At 44.3% G+C, this 23,153-nt stretch carries 22 protein-coding genes; 14 read left to right on the forward strand and 8 right to left on the reverse strand.

Annotation, left to right across the window (positions count from 1 at the left end; translation table 11 throughout):
• The first annotated feature begins 25 nt into the window (after positions 1–25).
• The 5 genes from coaA to tkt all read left to right on the forward strand — a co-directional run bounded on the left by coaA (position 26) and on the right by tkt (position 7,770).
• Complete coding sequence (gene coaA / locus LDK34_RS02975; RefSeq protein WP_161001777.1) at positions 26–952, forward strand: type I pantothenate kinase; 927 nt, start codon at positions 26–28, stop codon at positions 950–952.
• A 638-nt stretch (positions 953–1,590) separates the two neighbouring features.
• A complete protein-coding gene (locus LDK34_RS02980) occupies positions 1,591–2,799 on the forward strand; it encodes an MFS transporter (protein WP_178942968.1) in 1,209 nt (402 codons plus the stop codon).
• Between the two features lie 287 nt (positions 2,800–3,086).
• Positions 3,087–3,713 carry an aggregation-promoting factor gene (gene apf / locus LDK34_RS02985; protein ID WP_178942967.1) on the forward strand — a complete coding sequence of 209 codons (627 nt, stop codon included), beginning with the start codon at positions 3,087–3,089 and terminating at the stop codon, positions 3,711–3,713.
• Between the two features lie 250 nt (positions 3,714–3,963).
• Complete coding sequence (locus LDK34_RS02990) at positions 3,964–5,274, forward strand: APC family permease (protein ID WP_178942966.1); 1,311 nt, start codon at positions 3,964–3,966, stop codon at positions 5,272–5,274.
• 462 nt (positions 5,275–5,736) lie between these two features.
• Entirely contained in the window at positions 5,737–7,770 is a 2,034-nt protein-coding gene (tkt, locus tag LDK34_RS02995; RefSeq protein WP_178942965.1) for a transketolase, read from the forward strand.
• 113 nt (positions 7,771–7,883) lie between these two features.
• Here the strand turns inward: tkt and LDK34_RS03000 are convergent, their stop codons facing one another.
• Entirely contained in the window at positions 7,884–8,627 is a 744-nt protein-coding gene (locus LDK34_RS03000) for a DUF4811 domain-containing protein (RefSeq protein WP_236941470.1), read from the reverse strand.
• Positions 8,627–10,135 carry an MDR family MFS transporter gene (locus LDK34_RS03005; protein ID WP_178942963.1) on the reverse strand — a complete coding sequence of 503 codons (1,509 nt, stop codon included), beginning with the start codon at positions 10,133–10,135 and terminating at the stop codon, positions 8,627–8,629. Before LDK34_RS03005 ends, LDK34_RS03000 begins: the two co-directional genes overlap by 1 nt.
• A gap of 186 nt (positions 10,136–10,321) precedes the next feature.
• Between LDK34_RS03005 and LDK34_RS03010 the strand changes: the two genes are divergently transcribed.
• The 4 genes from LDK34_RS03010 (at position 10,322) to LDK34_RS03025 (ending at position 15,270) form a co-directional block, all read left to right on the forward strand.
• Entirely contained in the window at positions 10,322–10,777 is a 456-nt protein-coding gene (locus tag LDK34_RS03010; RefSeq protein WP_178942962.1) for a MerR family transcriptional regulator, read from the forward strand.
• A gap of 609 nt (positions 10,778–11,386) precedes the next feature.
• Entirely contained in the window at positions 11,387–13,279 is a 1,893-nt protein-coding gene (locus LDK34_RS03015; protein ID WP_178942961.1) for a glycoside hydrolase family 2 TIM barrel-domain containing protein, read from the forward strand.
• Positions 13,260–14,234, forward strand: a complete 975-nt coding sequence (locus LDK34_RS03020; RefSeq protein ID WP_178942960.1) for a beta-galactosidase small subunit — start codon at positions 13,260–13,262, stop codon at positions 14,232–14,234. The genes LDK34_RS03015 and LDK34_RS03020 overlap by 20 nt, the downstream gene beginning before the upstream one ends.
• 139 nt (positions 14,235–14,373) lie before the next feature.
• Positions 14,374–15,270, forward strand: a complete 897-nt coding sequence (locus LDK34_RS03025) for a cation diffusion facilitator family transporter (protein ID WP_178942959.1) — start codon at positions 14,374–14,376, stop codon at positions 15,268–15,270.
• A 76-nt stretch (positions 15,271–15,346) separates the two neighbouring features.
• On the opposite strand, the gene LDK34_RS03030 is transcribed toward LDK34_RS03025, so the two are convergent.
• The gene (locus LDK34_RS03030; RefSeq protein WP_178942958.1) at positions 15,347–15,691 is read right to left on the reverse strand and encodes a hypothetical protein; all 345 of its coding nucleotides are present in this window, start codon (positions 15,689–15,691) and stop codon (positions 15,347–15,349) included.
• A 305-nt stretch (positions 15,692–15,996) separates the two neighbouring features.
• Between LDK34_RS03030 and LDK34_RS03035 the strand changes: the two genes are divergently transcribed.
• The 3 genes from LDK34_RS03035 to LDK34_RS03045 all read left to right on the forward strand — a co-directional run bounded on the left by LDK34_RS03035 (position 15,997) and on the right by LDK34_RS03045 (position 17,615).
• Entirely contained in the window at positions 15,997–16,200 is a 204-nt protein-coding gene (locus LDK34_RS03035; protein ID WP_017260984.1) for a cold-shock protein, read from the forward strand.
• A gap of 147 nt (positions 16,201–16,347) precedes the next feature.
• A complete protein-coding gene (locus tag LDK34_RS03040; RefSeq protein ID WP_178942957.1) occupies positions 16,348–17,103 on the forward strand; it encodes a threonine/serine exporter family protein in 756 nt (251 codons plus the stop codon).
• Positions 17,104–17,147: 44 nt separating this feature from the next.
• A complete protein-coding gene (locus LDK34_RS03045) occupies positions 17,148–17,615 on the forward strand; it encodes a threonine/serine exporter family protein (RefSeq protein WP_178942956.1) in 468 nt (155 codons plus the stop codon).
• Positions 17,616–17,684: 69 nt separating this feature from the next.
• Here the strand turns inward: LDK34_RS03045 and LDK34_RS03050 are convergent, their stop codons facing one another.
• Genes LDK34_RS03050 through LDK34_RS03060 form a run of 3 tightly spaced genes read right to left on the reverse strand, consistent with a single transcriptional unit; the run spans position 17,685 to position 20,270 of the window.
• Positions 17,685–19,025, reverse strand: a complete 1,341-nt coding sequence (locus LDK34_RS03050; RefSeq protein WP_236941471.1) for an LCP family protein — start codon at positions 19,023–19,025, stop codon at positions 17,685–17,687.
• 13 nt (positions 19,026–19,038) lie between these two features.
• Positions 19,039–19,428 carry a DUF1634 domain-containing protein gene (locus tag LDK34_RS03055; RefSeq protein WP_017260988.1) on the reverse strand — a complete coding sequence of 130 codons (390 nt, stop codon included), beginning with the start codon at positions 19,426–19,428 and terminating at the stop codon, positions 19,039–19,041.
• Complete coding sequence (locus LDK34_RS03060; protein WP_178914517.1) at positions 19,428–20,270, reverse strand: sulfite exporter TauE/SafE family protein; 843 nt, start codon at positions 20,268–20,270, stop codon at positions 19,428–19,430. The genes LDK34_RS03055 and LDK34_RS03060 overlap by 1 nt, the downstream gene beginning before the upstream one ends.
• Before the next feature lie 272 nt (positions 20,271–20,542).
• Here LDK34_RS03060 and LDK34_RS03065 point away from each other — a divergent pair, with 272 nt between their 5' ends.
• Positions 20,543–21,214: a phosphatase PAP2 family protein gene (locus LDK34_RS03065; RefSeq protein ID WP_178942954.1), complete on the forward strand. Its 672-nt coding sequence runs from the start codon at positions 20,543–20,545 to the stop codon at positions 21,212–21,214.
• Positions 21,215–21,347: 133 nt separating this feature from the next.
• On the opposite strand, the gene rpiA is transcribed toward LDK34_RS03065, so the two are convergent.
• The gene (rpiA, locus tag LDK34_RS03070; RefSeq protein WP_178943490.1) at positions 21,348–22,028 is read right to left on the reverse strand and encodes a ribose-5-phosphate isomerase RpiA; all 681 of its coding nucleotides are present in this window, start codon (positions 22,026–22,028) and stop codon (positions 21,348–21,350) included.
• A gap of 21 nt (positions 22,029–22,049) precedes the next feature.
• Positions 22,050–22,223 (reverse strand): hypothetical protein, encoded by a 174-nt coding sequence (locus LDK34_RS03075; protein ID WP_178942953.1) that lies wholly within the window; start codon positions 22,221–22,223, stop codon positions 22,050–22,052.
• A gap of 295 nt (positions 22,224–22,518) precedes the next feature.
• Between LDK34_RS03075 and LDK34_RS03080 the strand changes: the two genes are divergently transcribed.
• Complete coding sequence (locus LDK34_RS03080; protein ID WP_178942952.1) at positions 22,519–23,061, forward strand: dCTP deaminase/dUTPase family protein; 543 nt, start codon at positions 22,519–22,521, stop codon at positions 23,059–23,061.
• Positions 23,062–23,153: the final 92 nt, after the last annotated feature.

Genomic DNA, 23,153 nt, shown 5'->3' on the forward strand with positions numbered 1-23,153 from the left:
TTGAAGAAAACATGGTGGATGAGTTATGGCAGACAAATTAGGCAACTATGATCGTTTTGAGCGTGACCGGTGGCGGGATTTATTTGATGCAGAGGCAGTTCCATTAACAGAAGCAGATTTGGATCAGATTCGGTCTCTGAACGACCGAATTTCACTAGCGGATGTAAAGGAAATTTACATGCCGTTGGTGCACTATATTCTCCTTAAATACCATGAATTTCAGTTGGCCAATAATGCTCGTAGCGATTTTTTGAAGGTGCCGCGTCGACATGTGCCATTTTTAATAGGTATTGCAGGATCTGTGGCAGTGGGGAAGTCAACCACTGCGCGTTTGTTAGCGCTGATGTTGAAACATTTGTATGCACAATTGAAGGTTCAGCAAATCACCACGGATGGCTTTTTATATCCCAATAATGTACTGGAAGAAAAGGGCATTAGTGACGACAAGGGCTTTCCCGACAGCTATGATATGCCGCGGCTAATTCAATTTTTAAACGACGTAAAGCAATCACGACCAAACGTCAAAGCACCACGATATTCACATCAAGTTTATGATGTAATTCCTGATGAGTACGATGAGATAGATCAACCAGATATCTTAATTGTCGAAGGAATCAATGTTCTGCAGTTACCATCACAGGCAGAAATATTCGTTAGTGACTTCTTTGACTTCTCGATTTACGTCGATGCTGAGCCAAAGTTAATTGAGCACTGGTTCTTGGAACGGTTCAGCATTTTGCTGGATTCGGCGTTTAACGATAAGACGAATTATTATCATGAACTAGCCACGGGGTCCCGTGAAGATGCGTTTTTGTATGCACGCCAAGTATGGGATGCTGTGGATCTGCGTAATTTAAACGAATATATCTTGCCTACTCGTAATCGTGCCAATGTCATTCTGCACAAGCGTCAGCATCACGCTATCGATGCCGTTTATTTGCGTCAGTACTAAGCATCTGAATCTAACGTTGCGCTTACGGTTGTCAACAGTGACACGCTCGTCGTGGGACCGGTTCAAGCCCGAAGTTCACGGTCTTTCACCTCGCCGCAGAGCCTCGTAAAAGCTGAGTCTCTGCGACCGTCCGTGCTGTAAATTCGATAGGACCACTCGAATTAACAGCACCTTCACGACTCGGTATCACTGTTGCCGCCCTCCAGCTGATATAGTGGACAAACTTTCGATGACATGAGAGGTCGGAAACGATTAATTATCAATGTACAAGTGGAGCTGACCGGAAACAGAGGCCCGTGTCGGCAACACTTAGTGGAAAGGCCTTGGCCGCTTAGTGTTGCGGGATGACTTATGAGACGTGAACTTCGGCTCATAATCAAAGTTGAAGACTCCGGGCTTCAGGAGGCTGAGACTGGTCCTCACGGATCGGCGTTTCTGGTCAGCGAAACGGCATATTCTATCTCATTACATCTTTAATCAAAATACGATTAACATCCTAGTCGATAAGGACTGGGATGTTTTTCTTTGCAGAGAGGTTGGCAATAACGAAATTTAGCTCCATTATTGAAATAATTATCTATTTATAGAAGCAATCTGTTATGATGGATTGACATTCTGTGAAACGGGGGAGAGAATCGATGGCACAAAACGCACCACTTAATCAAAAACGTAAATTTAGTTGGCCGCTTTTCTTAAGCCCGTTTATTTCACGGCTCGGCGACGCCCTTTATATTTTTGGCTTGAACTGGTTCATTGTGAAAGCAACTGGAACGGCGTCTATCTTAGGGGTGGTTCAGGGAATCGGCGGTCTCGTATTGGTTGCTGCCGATGTGCTGGCAGGACCACTTGTCGATAGCGTGAATCGTAAACGAGTCATGTTGTGGTCAGATATTATTAGTTTTGTTGCTTGTTTGTTAATGGCCCTGATTGTAGATGTCAATCATCCGATTTTCTATCAACTGGTTTTATTGACGGCTATTTTAGATATTGGATTGGGTTTCAACTTTCCTGCAGCAAAGGCAATGGTGCCAGAACTCATTCAAGATTCGGCGCTACAACGATTTAATGCGATTTCAAATACGTCGCTTAGTTTGGCAGACATTTTTGCACCATTGCTTGGCGGCGCGTTACTAGCCGTTTCATGGATTAACTTTCGAGAATTTCTATTAATTAATGCTTTTTCATTCCTATTGTCGATTGCGTTGCTACTGGGGATTCGGTATCGGTATCAACCCAGTAAGAGTGGTCGACTGTCTATTTGGACAAGTCTACAAGACGGTTTTAAGTATGTCATGGGTAAGCCCGTGCTGGTCAAAATGGTTGTCATCGACAGTGTTGTGAATATTTTTTATGCAGCATTTAATTTGTTGCTTCCATATGATGTGAAACATTACTTTGGTGGTAACGAACACCTTTATAGTTATTTGATGGCTGTAATGGCCATTGGTGGCATGCTGGGCGGTTTGAGTTTGGTACGAGCTCGCAGTGCCCGTGCGTTACCTCAGATTGAACGTGACATTTATCTACTGGCCGTTGTTATGCTGATTGCTGGTTTTTGGCGGCCGTATCCAGTACTACTGGCGATGACTGGATTGTACGGATTCTTGATCTCAAGAATTGGGGTAGGTTTGTTTACGCTAGTGCAAAATGTAACTGATGTGGCTTATTTGGGCCGTGTGTTTGGTATTTGGTTTATCTCTGTAGATTTCATGCACCCACTAGGCAATTTTATTTTCGGTTTTGTTATTGACTGGCTGGGAGATGGAACCTTCGTTTTAATGGGGATTCTGCTTGCTCTTTGTCTAGGACTTACCGACCTTGTTTTTCGCAAACATACAACGGTTTAAGCGCAAATTGTCCGTTGAATTGAGACGAGTGGATTGCAAATAAACGGTTTTATGGCTCAATAAGAAACATCCTTAAATATTACAATATATTTCAGATTTCGAGTTTTATGACAAAAACGCCTAAATTTGTAATGCTGACGGTATTTCTCTGTTATTTACACGCTGTATAGTAGTCATCGTTGAGTTGTTAATAAACAACACAAGCGAATCATCGCGTAAGATTTATCTATTAGCCAGCGTGAGTGAAAAAGAGCTCACCATACAAAATTAGGAGTGAAACTTACTATATGAAGATCAAACAATTAATGCTTTCTACTGTTAGTGCCGGTGCGTTACTTTCAATTGGTACTGTTGTTGCAAATGCCGACACCACTGTTACTGTTAAGAGCGGTGACACTGTTTCAAAATTAGCTTCTGCTAACAACACTACTGTTGATGCAATCGTTAACGCTAACCACTTACAAAACGGTGGTAACTTAATCTTTGTTGACCAATCATTAGATATTCCTGGTGCTAACGGTACGCAAAGTACTCAAGCAGCACAACCTGCACAACAGGCTGCTCCTGTTCAACAACAAGCTGCTCCAGCACAACAAGCAGCACAACCTGCACAACAGCAAACTGTTCAGGCACAACCTGCACAACAAGCTGCTCCTGTTCAACAACAAGCAGCTGCACCTGCCGCTTCTACTGGTGACTCATCAGCTCAAGCATGGATTGCTGCTCGTGAATCAGGCGGTTCATACACTGCTCAAAACGGTCAATACTACGGTAAGTACCAATTGAGTATGGACAAATTAGGTGGCGACTTATCACCACAACATCAAGAAGCTGTTGCAACACAATACGCAGTTTCACGTTACGGTTCATGGGCTGGCGCCCAAGCCGCTTGGCAGTCTCAGGGTTGGTGGTAGACAACCCCGGCTGACGCCGAAAATTATTTTTGATAATCAATCATCCACTTTAAAGTGGATGATTTTTTTTGCCCAAAAATCCTAAATTTATCATTGCTTTACAGTAAGTCGAAGGGCATAAACTAACAGGTGTTGTTGATAAAATAGTGCTGTTTATTAAAGTGAACAATACGATACGTATTGAATGTACTATAATAAGCATTAATCTTTTTTACATATTTATTTGATTGACGTGAGGAGGTAGTGGTGAATGAAAGGTCGTTTTGGCTTTTTAAGTATTGTATTATTCGGGATCAACGCCATTGTCGGATCAGGTATTTTCTTGTTGCCCAATACGGCGATGAAACTCATTGGGCCGGCCAGTCTACTGGTGTTTGTCTTTGACATGTTTTTGGTTATTAGTATTGCATTGTGCTTTGCTGAGGATGCCAGTTTGTTCAAACAGAATGGTGGGCCTTATGTGTATGCCAAGGCAGCGTTTGGTGACTTTGTTGGCTACGAAGTTGGCTTCATTATTTGGGTCATTAGTATTATTGCCTGGGCCACGATGGCCGCTGGGCTGGCGACAGCTCTGGGTGCTTTTTGGCCTGTATTGGCTAAACCCGTTTGGCATGCCACGATTATTACAGTGTTGCTAGTCGGACTGGGTGTAATCAATATTCTCGGTGTGAGCGTGACGAAATGGTTGAACAATGTGGTCACTGTTGCGAAAATTATTCCATTAGTGCTGTTTGTTGCCATTGGGCTATTCTTCCTTCATGCTGGCAATTTCACACCGTTTTTCCCACATGGCCATTATGTAGCAGGTTCATTCGGTCAGGCAGCCATCGTCATGTTTTACGCTTTTACCGGTTTTGAGGCCATTGTGATTGCTGCTGAGGACATGAAAAATCCTCAACACGATGTGCCGCGTGCGATTATTACGGTGATGGGGATAGTGGCATTGTTGTACTTTCTCATTCAAACGGTGTCAATCGGAGTCTTAGGGACTAAGCTAGCAACAACGACGGCGCCAATGCAGGAGGCGTTAACTCAAATTATTGGACCAGTCGGGAAGTACATTATCGGTGCGGGGACGATTATTTCCATTACGGGGATTTCCGTTGCCCAATCCTTTACCGTTCCTCGTAGTGGCCAAGCAATGGCTGACAATGGTGTCATGCCAAAGATTGTTGGTCGCGTTAATCGTCGCGGGGTGCCATATGTGGCTGTGATTATTTCAGTTGCTTTAGCGTTGCCTCTTGCACTGACAGGAACGTTTAGCACTTTGGCTGCCATTTCTGTTGTGTCACGGTTTGCTCAGTATGTGCCAACGATCATTGCTGTCTTAGTATTCAGGAGGACTCGACCAGATCAACCACGTTCTTTTAAAGTACCATTTGGTCCAGTGATTCCGGTTATTGCAATTTTAGTTTCATGCTGGTTACTGGCACAGGCCAAACCGATTAACCTATTTTGGGGTCTTGGTGCGTTATTAGTTGCTGTTCCGTTTTATTTCTTGACGAAGAAGAATCGCCAAGAAATTGAGGCGCAACAAAAAAATGAAAATCAGAAGTTATAGTGATTGCTAGGTTATAGAGGTGCACTTGTATGCATTTACTTTAGGTACTAAAAAGCATCCTTCAAATTGGAGGATGCTTTTTTATTTCGTATGAAAGGAATTGTTCAAAAATAGGTCCAAAAATGAAAGCCAAGGTATTAATGTTGAAAACATTCGGCTATATAAGCTATACCAATTTATATAAAAGGACTAATTTAAGCAACTTTGTGAGTTTGAAAAACAATAAAATAATTAAAAAATGCAAACGAATGTCAAAATCTAGACCAATCGTTTAACACCTTACTGTTACTGACAGTGACACTGATTTTAAATGTGTATATTAATCATTTTTTAATCATAATGCCACTTTTATCATCATTTTATTCTTGCCGTTTAAAATTGAAATCGGTATTGTGACAAACATAGACCAAAGAAAGAAAAACAGACGTGTCTATTAAATGGTTATGAAAAAGGATGATAAATATGTTTGATTCAATCGACCAATTAGCAGTAAATAGTGTACGGACATTAAGCTTGGATGCAATCGATAAGGCACAATCTGGCCATCCTGGTCTGCCAATGGGCGCAGCTCCGATGGCGTACGCACTGTGGACTCGAAATATGACGGTTAACCCTAAAGATTCACATTGGTTTAACCGTGATCGCTTTGTGCTATCAGCTGGTCATGGATCAGCGATGCTGTACAGTCTGCTGCATTTGAGTGGCTATCAAGTTTCCATCACAGACCTTAAGCATTTTCGTCAAATGGGTAGCAAGACTCCTGGGCACCCAGAATATGGCTGGACTGATGGTGTCGAGGCAACAACCGGACCATTGGGCCAAGGCTTAGGAATGTCCGTTGGGATGGCGATGGCAGAGCGGCACTTAGGCGCAATGTATAACCGTCCTGGGTTTAAAGTTGTTGATCACTATACATACACGCTCGTTGGTGACGGTGATCTCATGGAAGGTATTTCCCATGAAGCAGCTAGTCTAGCTGGTCGTCTGAAATTAGGCAAACTGATTGTACTCTATGATTCTAACGACGTGTCTTTGGATGGCCCACTGAGCAACGCTTTTGCTGAGAACATTCAGAAACGGTTTGAAAGTTACGGCTGGTCCTATCGGCGGGTTGACGATGGTAATGATTTGAACAGCATCGACAAGGCAATTAAAACGGCGCAGATGGATCAAACCAAGCCAACCATTATTGAGGTCAAAACGACGATTGGCTATGGTGCACCAAAGCAAGGCACCCATGCAGTTCACGGTGCGCCATTAAGCGCGGCCGACTTGCGCGTTGCCAAGGAAAATTATCAATGGCCTTATGCACCGTTCTATGTTCCGGGCGAAGTGTACGATCGCTTTTACCGGACCATTCAACGTCGCGGGCATAAAGCAGAGGAAGACTGGAATCACATGATGGAAAGTTATGCGACTCAGTATCCTGAGCTTGCAGCTTACTTTGCCGACGATGTTCGTCAAATGAAGAGCGTGGACTTAAGTGATTTAACTGACCAGTATGAGCTTGGCGATGCCGAAGCAACTCGTTTGACTAGTGCCAAGGTTTTGCAAACATTGAGTAAACGGGAACACTCATTGTGGGGTGGCTCAGCCGACCTGTTTTCTTCAAACAAAACGAATATTAAGGATAATGGGCGTTTTGACGTGGATAGCGCGGTCAACCGAAATCTGTGGTTTGGTGTCCGTGAGTTCGCTGAAGGTTGTGCGATGAACGGAATTGCCTTGCATGGTGGTTCACGTGTATACGGCAGTACGTTTATGGTATTTTCAGATTATATGCGTGGTGCCATGCGGTTGGCTGCCTTACAGAAGCTACCCGTTACGTATGTGTTCACCCATGACTCCGTGGCGGTTGGCGAGGACGGTCCAACTCATGAACCGATTGAACAACTCGCCAGCATGAGGGCCATGCCAGGGCTATCTGTTATTCGTCCAGCTGATGCAAACGAAACGATTGCTGCTTGGCAACAGGCGATGGGAGCGCATGACCACCCAACTGTGCTAATTATGACACGACAAACATTGCCAGTCTTGACTGGTGCCAAGGCGCATCCGGAAGGTGTGAGCCGGGGGGCTTACGTTATTTCCGCACAAAAGGGCCTCAAACCAGATGGTATTTTAATTGCCAGCGGTTCAGAGGTTCAATTGGCCTTGACTGCACAGCAGAAACTGTGGGAACGTGGCGAGGACGTATCTGTGGTCTCGATGCCAAGTATGGATTTGTTTGATGCTCAACCGCAAGACTATAAGGATGAAGTTTTGCCACGTGACGTCCGTAATCGGGTGTCTATTGAAATGGGAAGCACGAGTGACTGGGGTAAATATGTCGGTTTAGACGGTAAGGTAATTGGTATCGATACCTTTGGTCTAAGCGGCAAGGGGAGTGAAGTCATTAAACACTTTGGTTTCACGCCTGAAACGGTCGTTGATACGTATGCCAGCCTAATTAATACACGGTTGCACACACTTAATGAGAACGTTTCCGCACGATAATATAGTTGGTTGTTCAAAGCTCATCCTGCTTTATGAATGACGACTAAAACGACTCACGCCCGTTTGGGCGTGAGTCGTTTTAGATACATATTAGTTACTTACTCTCAAAAAAATCACTTAACTGATGCGACTGCTTTTTTAATCAACTGAGATTGAAATTCAGCCGCGTATTGTTTAGTCAGTTTTGCTTGAGCTGCTTGATCCATTGCAAGCTTTGGATTCTTAGTAACGGCCGCTTGCATCTTAGCTTTAACATAGGCTTCAGCTTGTTGTTTCATTTGAGCCTTGGCCTGAGGTGTTTGCATCTTAGCCATCTGGCCTTGCAACTTCTTTGCTTGGCTAGTTGAGAGATGCAACCATGAACTTGGCAGATAGAACGTATTTGTCCGTTTTGTCAGTTTATGGTTTTCTTTGGCAATGCCGAACCAGACTTTAGCAGTGTGGCTCTTATATTCCCAACGCGTTTCTGATGTTTTTAACGTTGCCTTATTACCGCTAGCCTTTTTAATTGTGTTAGTGGTAAATTCATCGGCCTGTGTGTGACCAGGCTTCTTTTGGTTAGCCTTGGTCGCATAAATTTGAACGTTTTCAGTGCCTTTAGTCCCAACGTTTTGGTAGAGTACCATATTGACACCGTTAGCGCTACTGCCACTAGCAGAATAAATCTGTTTAGTCGTCGTTGTGGTGACTTTGTGCATCCCAAAGTGACTGTGGTCGTTGGCTGTGATCATAAAGAGTGAGCCACATAGCACGATGATTGATAGTAAGGTACCGATGATTTGCCAAGTCCGGTTATTAATGTAGACGAAGCAAATGAACAGGGCAATGGCACCAATGACAAGTGTAGCTAGAATCATTAGGCTTCACCTCCATTATTAGCGGGTTCTGATGCAGCTTTTAGATCATCGCTGGTAACGGTAGCATTAGAGTGATTAGCACCCTTTAAGAAGAAGGCTAACAGGAAACCAACGATACAGAAGCCGACAGCAACCCAGAATGTTGCATGATAACCACTCATTGTGGCGTTGATGGCACGAACTTTGTATGCTAATGGCGTTTGTGTCAACACGTGGTGTGCTGGCATAGCGTTCTTCGTAACGTTTGATAAAACGGAAACTAAAATCGCTGAACCAATTGAAGTGGCCACCTGACGTGTGGTGTTATTAACGGCAGTCCCATGGGAAATCATGTCAAAGGACAGGGCGTTCATGCCGGCAGTTGTTACAGGCATCATTACCATTGAAATCCCAAACATCCGCACGGCATATAAGAAGGTAACATAAATGACAGGCGTGCTCTTGGTAATCATAACAAATGGCAAAGTTCCGGCTGTTAAGAGGAACATCCCAGCAACAGCCATCCGCCGAGCACCGATCCGGTCAAATGTTTGACCAGTAATCGGACTCATAACAGCCATCATTAAAGCCCCAGGCAGGAGTGTTAATCCAGAATGGAAGGCACTCATACCATGAACAATTTGCAGATATAGTGGCAGAACTAGTTCAACACCAGTCATCGCAATTGTAACAACGGAACTCAAAACTGCGGCAATGGTGAATTCAAAGGATTTGAAAACACGTAATTGTAAGAATGGGTTCTTCATAGTGAGTTGACGCCAAATGAATAGTGCAATGACAACAACACCGACTGCGAGGAAGGATAGCACTTTAGTGGATGTCCAGCCATCGTCACCGACGGAGGAGAATCCGTAAAGCAAGGAACCAAAACCAATGGTAGATAAACTAGCCGAAAGCCAATCAAGTTTTGGTTTAGAGGTTTCAATAACGGACTTCATAAAGAAGAACGCTAAGATGATAACTAGGGCGACGATTGGAATGATCATGCCAAACAAGTCACGCCACTGGAACTTATCGATGACCCACCCAGAAAGTGTTGGTCCAATAGCAGGTGCAACACCGATAACGATACCGGCCAGTCCCATGGCAGCACCACGAGAACTGGCTGGGAAAATCGTCAACATTAACGTTTGCAATAATGGCATGGTAACCCCAACACCAATCGCTTGAACTAAACGTCCAGCAAGTAAGGTGCCGTAATTAGGTGCGATGTAGGCCATGATTGTGCCAATTTCAAAAATCGTCATGGCGCCAATATAGAGCCATTTTGAATTGAATCGGTTGGATAAGTAAGCAGAAATAGGAATCATGATCCCGTTAACCATTAAAAATCCAGTGGTTAACCATTGAACCGTAGAGGTGGAAATATCGAAGGCTTTCATTAATGTAGGGAAAGCGGTCGTCAAAATCGTCTGGTTCAAAACGGTACAGAATGTGCCAATCAGCAAAACCATAACCATCAGTCCACGGTTATAAGGTTTGCCATTTGTGTCGACAGCTTCTGACATAAGGAGTCCTTCTTTCGTTTGATTAATTAGTTTGCTTAAAAAAGTACGAGAGTTAATATAATGCTTTGAGATAATCATGTCAAGTAAGTTGACAAAGTTATTTTAAAATATATAATTGTTCCAGTAAACATAACATCAACGTTAGATTTTGTGATAACGGTTTCAAGAAATAAGAGGTTTAATGATATGGAAAGAACACCCCAAACTGAGGGTTCACCCGAATGGCTGAGAAGCATTATTAATAGTGATGATATATTGATTGGTATCGGTGACCTCTCTCGCGCGACAGATGTTTCAACCGCACAGCTACGTTACTGGACGGATAAAGGCTATATTCACGTCGTTAATCAGGATGAAGGAAATCGTAAATATACGTACGATACTGCGTTTAAGGTTCGCGCAATCAAGGCGTACATGGATGAGGGCTTTACGTTGGTCGCTGCCACCAAACGAATGCAAAAGCACCGCGAAGTTATCCATTTGTTAAAAGACGTCATGATGAACCGGCTGGAGGGCGTCGGTACAGACGAGGATGGCAGTCAAATCGTCAACCTAGGCTTGTTTGATCCAGATCCACAATATGAACTTGTAGCGCGTTTGCGTGACGGCAAGACTCGGTTCGAACTCCAGAAAAAAGCTTGAATCTAGGGGACTTTGCTTGTTGCTTGCTCCTAGTCATGCTAAGCTGGGTTTGTGGTGAGGTGAATGGTTGATTACCCAAAAATCCCTAAGAAGTGACCGATCTTTACGGCTGGGCCACTGCTTCATGTTGTGAGTGTTTTTTGGAAAACTTTTTTGATTAAAAAGGTTCGCTAAACTGCGCATTATGCGCTCGAGAATCATCCTTTCGGGATGGTTAGTGATCGTATTTAAAACAATGTGTTTCATGAAAATCAACCCAAGTTTTTCATGGTGTAATTAACTGCTCATCACGGGCACTCCAGTTTAGGGGATCTGGAGTGCTTTTTTATTTGGAGTGATTACGAAACCCGGGAGAAGTCGAGCAATAACAAAAACGACGAGTGTGAAGGTGAATTTTCCTTTGCACCCGTCGTTTTGGGTTACGCACAGACTTCTAGACGTCAGTGGCCCGTTTTGACTACATAGCGTCAACCATCTTCACAAGCTTGTGGGGGAAACGCGTTTGCGACAATGTGGCAAGGGGTGAACAAAACAACACGGATTTCCCCCGTTTCAATAAATGCGGTAAAATAAACATTATTATGAAAACGCTATCACAGGAGGATAAACATGCAGGCAGACATTAAATGGTTGGATGACCCACAAGTTTTTCGTGTCGGACAATTACCCGCCCACAGTGATCACTATTGGTATCGTGACGCCGATGAGGCGCGCTCAAAGAGCAGCAGTTTCGCACAAAGCTTGGACGGTCAGTGGCAGTTTAAGTTCGCAGACCGTCCACAACATCGACCAGTTGGCTTTTATGAACCCAACTACGACACCAGTGATTTTGGGACGATTCATGTGCCGGGACATATTGAATTGAGTAATTATGCGCAGATTCAATACATCAATACCTTGTACCCGTGGGAAGGTAAAATTTATCGTCGACCAGCTTACACAATGGGACCTGATCAGACAGGCAAGGGTATGTTTAGCGAGGCACCGGACAACTCAGTTGGTGCATACATTCGGCATTTTCGTTTGGCACCCGGCCTGACGAATCAACGGGTGATCGTTCAATTTGACGGCGTGGAAGAAGCTATGTATGTTTGGCTCAACGGTCATTTTCTCGGGTATGCCGAAGATAGTTTTTCACGTTCAGAATTTGATTTAACCGACGCCTTGGTCGACGGTGATAACGTGCTTGCGGTGGAAGTGTTCAAACGAAGTACGGCATCGTTTTTGGAAGACCAAGATATGTTCCGCTTTTCCGGCATTTTTCGCAGTGTTAGGCTAGTCGGGTTGCCAACTGTTCACGTTGCTGATATGCACATTCGACCAGTGGTTAATGAGAATTTAGACAGTGGTGAACTTAATGTGACCCTGAAACTGACTGGGGACGTGGAAAGTAAGGCGCGGGTTCATTTAACGGTGTTTGATAAGGCGGATAAGCTGATTGTGGATGAAAAGCGGTCAGTGGCTAAACAAATTAGTTTTGGTCACCTGCCGTTTGAGAACGTTATGTTGTGGACGCATCACAATCCGGACTTGTATCACTTGACTGTGACAATTACAGATGAGAACGGCAACCCGATTGAAGTGGTTCCTTATGATATCGGTTTTCGACGGCTAGAATTGCGTAACCAAGTTATCTATTTGAATGGCAAACGATTGATTATTAACGGTGTCAACCGTCATGAATGGGATGCCACTACTGGCCGAACCGTCTCAATGGCTGACATGAAGGCGGACTTACAAACATTTGCTGAAAATCATATTAACGCTGTCCGTACTTGTCATTATCCGGATCAAATTCCGTGGTACTACATGTGTGATCAGGCTGGTGTGTACATGATGGCTGAAAATAACCTGGAAACTCACGGAACGTGGCAAAAGATGGGGACTGTTGAGCCCTCTGACAATGTGCCAGGATCGTTGCCGCAATGGCGCGAAGCAGTCTTAGATCGGGCGCGTAGCAACTACGAAACGTTTAAGAATCATCCGGCCATCTTATTCTGGTCGCTTGGTAATGAATCGTACGCCGGTGATGATATTGAAGCGATGAACACCTATTACAAGACAATGGATTCCTCAAGGCTGACGCATTACGAAGGTGTTGTCCGCAATCGTAAATATGAAACCAGTATTTCTGATGTGGAGAGCCGAATGTACGCTTCGCCAGCTGAGATTCGCACGTATTTAAGCAATCAGCCAATGAAACCATTTTTAGATTGTGAGTATATGCATGACATGGGCAATTCGCTAGGCGGTTTGGGCGAATACATGGCGTTACTAGATGACTTTCCGTCCTATCAAGGTGGTTTTATTTGGGACTTCATTGACCAGGCACTGTGGGTCACGGATGAAGTTACTGGCCGACAGGTATTGCGCTATGGCGGCGATTTTGATGATCGTCATACGGATGGCGAATTTTCCGGGGACGGATTAATGTTTGCAAACAGACAGGCAAAGCCAGCAATGCAGGAGGTGCGCTATTACTATGGCCAATACGACAACTAAGATTCACGTGATTTTTGGAGATGGCACGTTAGGTGTGGCAACGGATGATGTCCATTATTTGTTTAGTTATGAAAAGGGTGGTCTGGAATCAATTGTCAGTCACGGCAAGGAGTGGTTATATCGACCAATTCGTCCCATTTTTTGGCGAGCAACAACAGATAATGACCGGGGCAATCATTTCTCAGAAGAATCCGCAATGTGGCTAGGTGCGGATTGCTTCACACGATGTCAGTACATTGATGTGCAAGTGGATGGTAAGGACTTGGGTCTGCCAATCGCGCCGCAAAACAATCAATTTTCAAATGATGAAACGGCCGATCAGGTTGACATTACGTTTGATTTTCAAACAGCTACAACACCGGCAACAAAAGTAACAATGCATTATCAAATCGTTGCCAATGGTACGGTGACGCTCACGAGTCATTTGCAGGGAAACGAGGCGCTTCCTGAGCTGCCCGCTTTCGGCGTTCAATTGATCATGCCAACTGTCGCTACTGGATTTGAATATGACGGTTTGTCCGGAGAAACTTACCCAGACCGCATGGCTGGCGGTAGCCGGGGTCAGTATTATGTGGCTGGCTTACCGGTGACGCCTTATCTGGTGCCTCAGGAAATGGGCATGCATATGCAAACACGATGGTTAACCGTGACCCGGCAGCGAACATTGAACAATGCGGACGTTGACGCACAGCCATTTTCTTTCAGTGTTGAAATGGCTGACCAACCGTTTGCTTTCAGTTGTTTACCGTACACTGCAATGGAACTTGAGGCCGCAACACACGTTGAAGAACTGCCATTGGCAAGACGGACCATTTTGTCAGTTTATGGAGCGGTCCGTGGTGTTGGGGGCATTGATAGCTGGGGAGCAGATGTCCAGCCACCATATCGTTTGTTCGCTGACGTTGATCGGACATTTACAGTGCAAATTCATCCTGGAAATCATGTGGCAGATTAGCGACTGCCATCCAGGTTAAGGGCAGGTAGCCCTTCTATCTTTGATGTGCGATAATATGACTAAATGTTTTTCAGTTAACAAGACGGTTTAAACGAGCAACCGACTACCACAAGAATGTGAAAGAAACGGGGATGAGTAAATGGATCATCAAGAAGAACAAATGACCGGCATGCGATTTTTGTTTGTGACTGTGCTGAATTTACTCATTACCGTGGCAGAAATTGTTGGGGGATTGTTATCAGGCTCACTAGCCCTATTGTCAGACGCGTTTCATAACCTCGGGGATTCACTGTCAATCGTATTGGGGTATGTTGCTCAACGAATTAGCGGCAAGCCACAAAATCGGCAGCGAACTTTTGGTTACCGACGTGCAGAAATTTTGGCCGCGTTCGTTAACGGGCTATTTTTGATTGGTGTTTCAATTGTTTTGATGGTTGAAGCTGCGCGGCGTTTTGCCAAGCCAGAACCAATTAATGGCGACATTATGTTGATTGTTGCCGTTATCGGGTTAGCCGCTAATTTGTTGTCAGCGGTGTTGATGCACCATGGTTCAAAGGATAGCTTGAATATTAAAGCGACGTATTTGCATGTCCTGGCAGACGCGTTATCGTCTGTTGCCGTTATCGTCGGCGGGATTTTAATTGTGCTCTTTGATATTACGTGGGTTGATCCGCTACTAACGCTGTTGGTGTCGTTTTACATTATTTATGAAACTTGGCCGGTGATCCACGAAACGGTGCAAATTTTGATGCAGACTGCACCGAAATTAGATTATGATCAAATCGCTGCAGATATTGTTGAAATTCCGGGTGTGCTACGAGTTCACCATATTCACGCTTGGCTCATTGATGAAAACAAAATTGTCTTTTCAGCACACGTCAACATGAAGGATGTCAAACTGAGTGAGGTGGAAAAGACCGTTGCTCAGATTTCCAGTTTGCTGACGGAGCGCTATCATATTTGTCACGTAACCATTCAGCCTGAAGTCCACCACGGTGAGACTGACGCGCTGTTTGTTAACAAGGATAAAGTGTAAATAAATTTAGATACAACAATGGCTCATTTCACTATGTTTTGTCGTGAAATGAGCCATTGTCTGTTAAGGATGTGGATTATGATCTGGATAATGCCGCAAAGTGCTGATCATACCACGTTGACCAGTCAGTTTCCGGATTACCGGTAGAATGAAATTTGACGCCGATTTCATCAAGTAAACGAATATAATCGTTCCTGCTGAATTGAATACTGGTATCGAGTTCACGTTCCGGTGTAAAAGAACGGTTTGTTGCTAATTCACGGTTGATATCTTGAATATACCCGTGTTGTTGATCATATTGAGTAATCAATTCCAAGTTGTTCCGCCGCCAAAGCGTGATGTAAAAGTTGGCGAAATCGGTTAGGGCCGTTGTTTGTGCGGATTCATCGAGTTCGTCAACAGGGACTAAGTTTTCTGCCATGTTGAGAGCCTCCATATGTTTGTTCACTAACTATTCTAGCACTTTTGGTGCCAAGCCGATGCTGAGAGGGTTGGGGACAAGGGATAGACTGACTTTGTGCAAAAAAGTTGCCGGTTATTTTGTGTTTCTGTTTATAAAATATGGTAAAGAAAGCAGTCTATATGATACAATGACAACTGTACTTTGGTACGGGAATGATGGTCAGGTCGGTTCATTTTTTGGTGTTACCAGTCCCCATTTGCACCAGTTCCAATTTACATAAAACACTTAGACTGCGTGCAAACGCAACAGGAGGACTCATTAACATGTCAGAACAAGGTACTGTTAAATGGTTTAACGCCGACAAAGGCTTTGGTTTCATTACTCGCGAAAGTGGTGACGATGTATTCGTTCACTTCTCAGCTATCCAAGGCGACGGCTTCAAGACGCTTGAAGAAGGCCAATCTGTTAGCTTCGACGTTGAAGAAAGCGACCGTGGCCCACAAGCTGCTAACGTTGTTAAAAACTAATTAATAATTCAAATAATGGTGTTAACTCCTAGGGTTAACGCTTTGATGTGAATGAAAAACGACATCTGTATCTCTTACGAGATGCGGCTGTCGTTTTTTTGTATGATACGTTTTGAGGTTCTAAATCTGTTAAGGAAGTGATCATGGGTGGACGAAGCACAATTAGTCATGGATACAGCGTTGCTGGCTGGTCAAATATTGCTAGCAAACGGGTCTGAAATCGCAAGGGTTGAAGATACAATGCAGCGAATTGCGGACAACGCTGGTTATCGGTATGCAAACATTTTTGTGTTGCTGACCGGTATTACCATGTCCTTGCCAGACGGTGAATCAACACAGGTACGACCGATTCACAGCCGAACGATTGACCTTGAAAAAGTGGCCCAGGTTAACACGTTGTCACGTCAGTTTGCCAGTGATGAGATTGATTTACCCACATTCTATCAACAATTACGCCAAATTGAAGTCGCCGTGCCCACTTTTCCGTTTTGGTTACAGGAATTAGCTGCGATCATTGTCAGTATGACACTTATGGTGGCCTTTACCGGTATTGATGCACCTGTTAAATTACTGTTCGCAATGTTGGCGGGTGGGGGCGGCTATGCTGTTTTCTACTATGTGAATCATGAATTGCGCGTCCGTTTTTTGAGCGAATTTCTGGCTTCACTGGTAATTGGCTTCGTGGCTTATGTGGGCATTCATTGGCTTGGTTTTACGCACGCTGCTGGTGATGCGGTAATTATCGGTGCATTGATGCCGTTAGTCCCAGGTGTGCCAATTATGAACGCGTTTCGCGACACGATGTCAGGTAATTATTTGAGTGGTCCAGCTCGAGCAGTTGAGGCGGTCTTATCGGTATGCGCGATTGGTCTTGGTATCGCGATTATGGTAAGTCTATGGTGAAAAATGCAATCAACTTAACGCTTTCCAAGTAGGAGATTCTATTAATGATACATATCATAATTGAAGGGATTCTCGCCTATGCCGCGACAGTCGGTTTTGGCATTATTTTGAATATTCCCCGTCATGCGCTAAACGTTGCCGGTTGGATTGGGGCAGCAGGATGGGCGGTATATGAACTAATCGTGTTAAAGTCAGGCCCGCAGATTCCGTTAGCACAAATGGCAATTGGCATGTTAACTGCTGGATTACTAATTGGCGTTTTAAGTAACTGGGCCGCACGCGTCAAACACATGCCAGTAATTTTATTTAATATTCCTAGTTTGGTGCCATTGGTTCCTGGTGGGCAGGCCTATCAAGTTATTCGTAACCTCGTTACCGGTCATGGCAACATTGCTTTAGATTATTTAGGTCAGGTTATTGCTATCGCAGGGATGATAGCACTAGGGTTCTTACTGTCTGAATTACTTGTTCGAATAACATATCGATTACGGCATGCTTTAAAGGCAAAATAAAATGAGTTAATCACGCTAGTGCACTTAAAGTGTCAAGCCTGATTAACTCATTTTTAGTTGACTTAAATGCTAGTATCCATAACCGGTGTAACCGCCAGTTTGATCGGCATCAGAGCCTGTCGCGTTGGCACCTGTTGTTTGACTAGTGGAGTCCGTATTATCAGCACCATAGTTAGGATCGAGATCAGCAGCACTGGAGTCACTGCTGTAGGCCTTACTGTATTCAGAAGCGGTGTTGGTATCGGCGCCCCAAGTTGACTTCGTATCGGCTGTTTCACCATAACCGATAGGTGGTTCGTAGACACTGAGTGCCTCTGGGACGGTGTTGGCAAAACGTTTACCGGTGGTTGCTTTGGACAGACTAAGTTGTTTACGCAACTTGTTGGTAACACGCTGTTTTTCAGTCGTTGGCAAAACTTCGAAGCTCTGCCCGGCTATTTCGTCACTGGCACCTTGAACGTGGTCAGAAACAATGTGCTTAGTTGCGTCTCGGTACGTGTTAGCTAAGGTTAGCATATCACCGAATGTGAAATCTGTTCGTGACTGACTGGCAATGGAATCCAGAAAGTCTTGATTTAACAGGTTGGTCAAGTTGCTACTCTTTTTTAAGAGGGCAGTGATGACGATTCGCTGACGTAATGTTCGACCATAGTCACTCTCAGGATCTTGATAACGCATCCGCGTGAATTTCAACGCTTGCGCGCCGTTAACATGCATCTTTTTACCTTTTGTAAAGTGTTGATTCTCATACGTGAAGGTCAACGGTGGCACAATGTCGATACCGCCGACTTTATTGATAACTTTTTCTAGACCACCCATGTTTAACAGGGCGTAGTAGTCAATTGGTACGTTAAACATACGGGAAGTCGTTGAGATAGCCGCTTTTGTTTGACCAAAGTAGTAGGCTGCGTTTATCTTTGTCGGGAATTCCTCTTCATGTCCGGTGACAGAAACCAGCGAATCACGTGGGATGCTGACCATGGTTGTTGTCTTCGTCTTAGGATTGACTGTAACCAGCATCATCGAGTCCGTTCGCCCGCCCGCCCAAGTCTTTGAGTCACGGCCGAGGGCACCAACGTCAGTCCCCATCAACAGAATAGAAATTGGCTTACCTTGCTTGATTAACTTACTAACGTTTCGCGCCTTTGCGCCACTGACAGAATCAAACATTTCATTACTCGTATGTTTGATATTGCTGTACATTTTGTAACCGAAACCGCCGCCGATAATTAAGATGATACCAATAATGGCAAAAAAGGTGTTTCGGACCGGGTGTTTGTGTGGGCGCTGCGGACGTTTGGAGCCACTGCTCATTGCGCCATCACCAGCAGGTGTGTCATTAGTAAAGTGGTTGCCTTGAGTGCGGCGATCCGTTCGACTCATTCGCGAATCGTTATCATTGTTATCCATGTAAGCCTCCGAGTTAGCTGTGTCCGATAAATAAAGCGAATAACAGAATCACGAGCACGGCAGAGGTAATCCAAACGTACAGGGAATCTTTTTCCACGTAGAACGCGTAAATTGAAACAACAACACGTAATACAGGGGTCAGTATCAGACAGAATAATCCGAGCATCATGACAGAACCAGATTTAAATGACAATAATCCGGTGGCAATTGCAGTAATGGTTACGGCACCGTGACTGGGTAAACCAGTCGAACCCTGAATCCCATACGCAATAAAACCAATTAGCATGATAACTGCAGAAATAATAACTCCTATTCTAAGGATTTGACCAATCATAATCTCAACTTGGGCCATTTCTTTAGAAATCTTTTCCTCTTCTGCGTTTTTTGCGTCTTTATTGTCCATTAAATGTTCACCCCGAATCCTTTAAGAAACATTTGGAGACCAATATAGAAGATAATTGGCACGAAAATGATACGAATCCATCGTGATGGCAAGATCTGCATAATACGTGATCCCATTGTGGCGCCAACCAGGATGCCCAGCGCCAGTGGAACGGCGATTAGGGGTTGAATCGAACCATTGAAGAAGTATACGGTGGCTGAAGCAGCCGCGGTAACACCCATCATAAGATTACTGGTAGAAGTGGACGGCTTGAGCGGCATCTTCATGAAGGTGTCCAAGGCCATCACCTTAAAGGCACCTGATCCGATACCCAGCAGACCGCTGGCAATACCGGCGCCAAACATAACGGTGGCCCCAGCGGGCACATGTTCAACTTGATAATCGACCGTTTTGTCAGCTGCTTTATCATAATAACTACTATTTAGTTCGAGCTTTTCGGCAATTGGATCCGGGTGCACACGCTGAAGAATCTCACTGCCAGCCCGCAATTTGCGAATCATGTTGTAGCCGGAGTAAATTAATAACAATCCAAAAATTAAGTACAGGACAACAGGGCTCAAAATACCATTCAAGATGGCCCCGAGGATGGCCCCGATAGTTGTAAAAATTTCCAAAAACATTGCCACTCGTAAGTTCAATACGTTATCTCGCAAATAGGCAATGGTGGCACCAGAACTGGTCGCGATAACGGCAATGATACTGGCACCAATCGCGTACTTGATGTTAATCCCCATCGCTAATGTAAGTACAGGGGTGATGATAATGCCACCACCGAGGCCAAGGATTGCGCCGGCAATACCGGCAATTAAACCCACGGCCAACATAATAATTACTTGTGTCATGAAGGCTCTCCTTTGATTAGGTGCTACCTTTTGAGCACCCCTCTGTGCTATTACTTTAGCACGAAAGGGTAACGAACGCCCTGTTATCATGTCCTGTAAGCGATGCCATTTAAAATTGTTTAATTTCGACTAAAAGTATTAAGAAAAGGTTAAGTGCTTAAGGGTGATTAAAACCATTAAGCAACTTATAAAACAGCAATTTTTATGTGCTATACTTTGTCGATGGTTATTAATGACCGAATACATACCCAAAGTGACGGGTGGAGGTACACATGCTTATTGAAAAGGAACGTGGTCGCGGTGCAATTTTAGCTGTCACGACCGTCTTATTTTTATTCCTGGCGATTGCCGCAATGCGTCAGTCCCAAATTTTATCACTGATTGATTCTGAACTCATTTCGCACGTTCATCATGATAGTACAGCGCTAACTGGCGTTTTTAAACTCATTACTACGCTAGCAAGTCCAACGTTGGATTTACTATATATGATCATCATTGCCGGGTTACTTTGGGGATTTAAATACAAAATTCCTGCATTGTGGGCAATTGGGTACGGATTTGGTGGTAATGTTCTTGGTACCATTATCAAGAAAATTGTTGCGCGTCAACGTCCAGTAGGGCACATGGCTAGCGATGATGGCTACAGCTTTCCATCAGGGCACGTTTTGGGCACGTTCATGGTTGCCGCAATTTTATTTTTAGTTGTTCTGCCACTGATGCAAAACAATTTACAAAGACTATTAATTCAAACGATTTTGTGCCTTTGGGTATTGTTAGTTATGTTTAGTCGGGTTTACCTGCAAGCACATTATGCAACCGACACGATTGGTGCTGTTCTGCTAGCATATGCCTGGTTACAAGGTGCCGAATACTTGTATGTTTGGTTGGCACCGAAGTTAAAACAAGTTAAATTTCTCAGTAATTCTCGAGGCGTTGAGAATTAATCAATTGATACAAGGAGAAAGCGGACTTAACTCGGCCTAGCTTTCCTAAGCAACACAAAAACGACGTTCATGGATTTTCTCATGAACGTCGTTTTTGTGTTATTAGAGTGTTGTTTGACCGTTTGTTAGCAAACTAACGTGCTTGAAGCACTTCAGGACCGTCTGGACGACCAACAATAACGGTGTTGACCGTATCTAAAAATAAGCCTTGTTCAACCACACCAACCATTTGAATCAATTCGTTAGCTAATTCGTGAGGATGATCGATTTCACCAAGGTGAAGGTCAACAACATAGTTCTTTGAATCGGTCAAAACGTGCTTTCCATCACGCATCCGGACTTCTGGCTTGTAACCTTTGGCCGCCAATTTTTTAACAACTTGTGAAGAGCCGTATGGAATGACTTCAAGCGGTAAGGGGAAACTACCAAGCTTATGTGAAAGTTTGCTTTCGTCCACAATCCACATATTTTTCTTGGAGTTAGTCGCAACGATTTTTTCCCAAAGGTGCGCAGCGCCACCACCCTTGATTCCCTGAAAGTCATCGCTGATTTCGTCGGCACCGTCGATGGTTAGATCAATGTGGTCAACGTCGTCAATGCCCTTAACGGGGATGCCGAGGGAACGGGCTTGCTCCCGGGTACGGTCAGATGTTGGCACGCCAACAACGTTGAGACCTTCCTCCTTCACACGTTTGCCAAGTGCATCAACCATGTATTTTACGGTTGAACCTGTTCCTAAACCGACAACCATGCCATCTTCGATAAAGTCGACAGCACGTTGGCCAACTTGTTGCTTCAATTCGTCTTGTGTCATTGCCATAATGTAATTTGCTCCTTAATGATGTTGGTATTTTTTAACAGCGGGATCCGTAGCAAAAATGTGGCGGGCAAATGGATCTAACGGGAGTAGGTCGACGTGGGCGGCATCTGCTAATTCAATGACGGCATCGAATAATTGCCGTGCCACTAGCCGTTTATTAGGACAATCACTTACCCAAATATGCTCCATTAACCAAGTTTGCTCATTCACGACTGGGAATGTAATCTAAGCCTGGAGCTGGTCTTGGTCAGTTAAAAAAAGACGTTGTCCTTCACGTTGAAAATCCATTAGCGTTCCTTTCATTACGGTTGCTGTGTTCCTTTAATATCCTATCATAATTCAAGTGGTGGTGGGTCCAAACTAACCGTCAGTTTCGAATGCTATTAATGTGCACACGCTTCCATTATAATAGGTAACATGGTGCCAAGTTTTGAACATTTGTGTTAGAAAGCTTGGCCAAGTCGAAGAAAGTGAGTGATGAATAATGGCAAGAGACCGTGGTTTTGAAATAGTTAAACGGTTGGTTGGTACAAAAATAGCGTTGCCAGAGCGACAAACAAAATACGCAGCTGGTTACGACCTAGCAGCCTCAGAGGACTTTACGTTGCCATCCATTTGGCGGCGCAACTTTTTGAAGGTGCTGTGGCACTTGCGGCATAAGGAAACGGTGAGTGACCCGTTAATGCAAGCGGCTGATAAAGAATTGAAACCATATTTAGTGCCCACTGGTGTGAAGGCTTATATGCGCTACAACGAAGTGTTGATGCTGGTCAATCGATCATCAGGGCCATTAAAACGCCGTCTTATTTTGCCAAACGGAATTGGCGTCATTGATGCGGACTACTATTCAAACGATAGCAATGACGGGGAGATTTTTGTTCAGTTGGTTAACTACGGCCTACGTGATGTTCACATCAAAAAGGGTGATCGCATTGCTCAAGGTATCTTTGTGAATTATCTGACCGTTGACAACGAAGCGACCCCAGATAACGAGCGCGATGGCGGGTTTGGATCGTCTGGTCAATAAGCTAACAATTGTTAACGTAGCCAGGCGAATAAATTAAGAAATTATCAAGTGCTGGGCAAACAATGACAGCTGAAAAAACGTATGTTAGACTG

It is taken from the genome of Furfurilactobacillus milii (genome assembly GCF_021654115.1).
GTDB classification, from domain to species: Bacteria; Bacillota; Bacilli; order Lactobacillales; family Lactobacillaceae; genus Furfurilactobacillus; species Furfurilactobacillus milii.

Excerpts from the sequence above, each read along its gene's own strand:
- LDK34_RS03080 (WP_178942952.1), top strand. The coding sequence starts at position 22,519 with ATGGCAAGAGACCGTGGTTTTGAAATAGTTAAACGGTTGGTTGGTACA.
- LDK34_RS03005 (WP_178942963.1), bottom strand. The coding sequence starts at position 10,135 with ATGTCAGAAGCTGTCGACACAAATGGCAAACCTTATAACCGTGGACTG.
- LDK34_RS02990 (WP_178942966.1), top strand. The coding sequence starts at position 3,964 with ATGAAAGGTCGTTTTGGCTTTTTAAGTATTGTATTATTCGGGATCAAC.
- LDK34_RS03025 (WP_178942959.1), top strand. The coding sequence starts at position 14,374 with ATGGATCATCAAGAAGAACAAATGACCGGCATGCGATTTTTGTTTGTG.
- LDK34_RS03055 (WP_017260988.1), bottom strand. The coding sequence starts at position 19,428 with ATGGACAATAAAGACGCAAAAAACGCAGAAGAGGAAAAGATTTCTAAA.
- tkt (WP_178942965.1), top strand. The coding sequence starts at position 5,737 with ATGTTTGATTCAATCGACCAATTAGCAGTAAATAGTGTACGGACATTA.
- LDK34_RS03015 (WP_178942961.1), top strand. The coding sequence starts at position 11,387 with ATGCAGGCAGACATTAAATGGTTGGATGACCCACAAGTTTTTCGTGTC.
- LDK34_RS03060 (WP_178914517.1), bottom strand. The coding sequence starts at position 20,270 with ATGACACAAGTAATTATTATGTTGGCCGTGGGTTTAATTGCCGGTATT.
- apf (WP_178942967.1), top strand. The coding sequence starts at position 3,087 with ATGAAGATCAAACAATTAATGCTTTCTACTGTTAGTGCCGGTGCGTTA.
- LDK34_RS03010 (WP_178942962.1), top strand. The coding sequence starts at position 10,322 with ATGGAAAGAACACCCCAAACTGAGGGTTCACCCGAATGGCTGAGAAGC.
- coaA (WP_161001777.1), top strand. The coding sequence starts at position 26 with ATGGCAGACAAATTAGGCAACTATGATCGTTTTGAGCGTGACCGGTGG.
- LDK34_RS03035 (WP_017260984.1), top strand. The coding sequence starts at position 15,997 with ATGTCAGAACAAGGTACTGTTAAATGGTTTAACGCCGACAAAGGCTTT.
- LDK34_RS03050 (WP_236941471.1), bottom strand. The coding sequence starts at position 19,025 with ATGGATAACAATGATAACGATTCGCGAATGAGTCGAACGGATCGCCGC.
- LDK34_RS02980 (WP_178942968.1), top strand. The coding sequence starts at position 1,591 with ATGGCACAAAACGCACCACTTAATCAAAAACGTAAATTTAGTTGGCCG.
- LDK34_RS03030 (WP_178942958.1), bottom strand. The coding sequence starts at position 15,691 with ATGGCAGAAAACTTAGTCCCTGTTGACGAACTCGATGAATCCGCACAA.
- LDK34_RS03065 (WP_178942954.1), top strand. The coding sequence starts at position 20,543 with ATGCTTATTGAAAAGGAACGTGGTCGCGGTGCAATTTTAGCTGTCACG.
- LDK34_RS03045 (WP_178942956.1), top strand. The coding sequence starts at position 17,148 with ATGATACATATCATAATTGAAGGGATTCTCGCCTATGCCGCGACAGTC.
- rpiA (WP_178943490.1), bottom strand. The coding sequence starts at position 22,028 with ATGACACAAGACGAATTGAAGCAACAAGTTGGCCAACGTGCTGTCGAC.
- LDK34_RS03020 (WP_178942960.1), top strand. The coding sequence starts at position 13,260 with ATGGCCAATACGACAACTAAGATTCACGTGATTTTTGGAGATGGCACG.
- LDK34_RS03075 (WP_178942953.1), bottom strand. The coding sequence starts at position 22,223 with ATGGAGCATATTTGGGTAAGTGATTGTCCTAATAAACGGCTAGTGGCA.
- LDK34_RS03000 (WP_236941470.1), bottom strand. The coding sequence starts at position 8,627 with ATGATTCTAGCTACACTTGTCATTGGTGCCATTGCCCTGTTCATTTGC.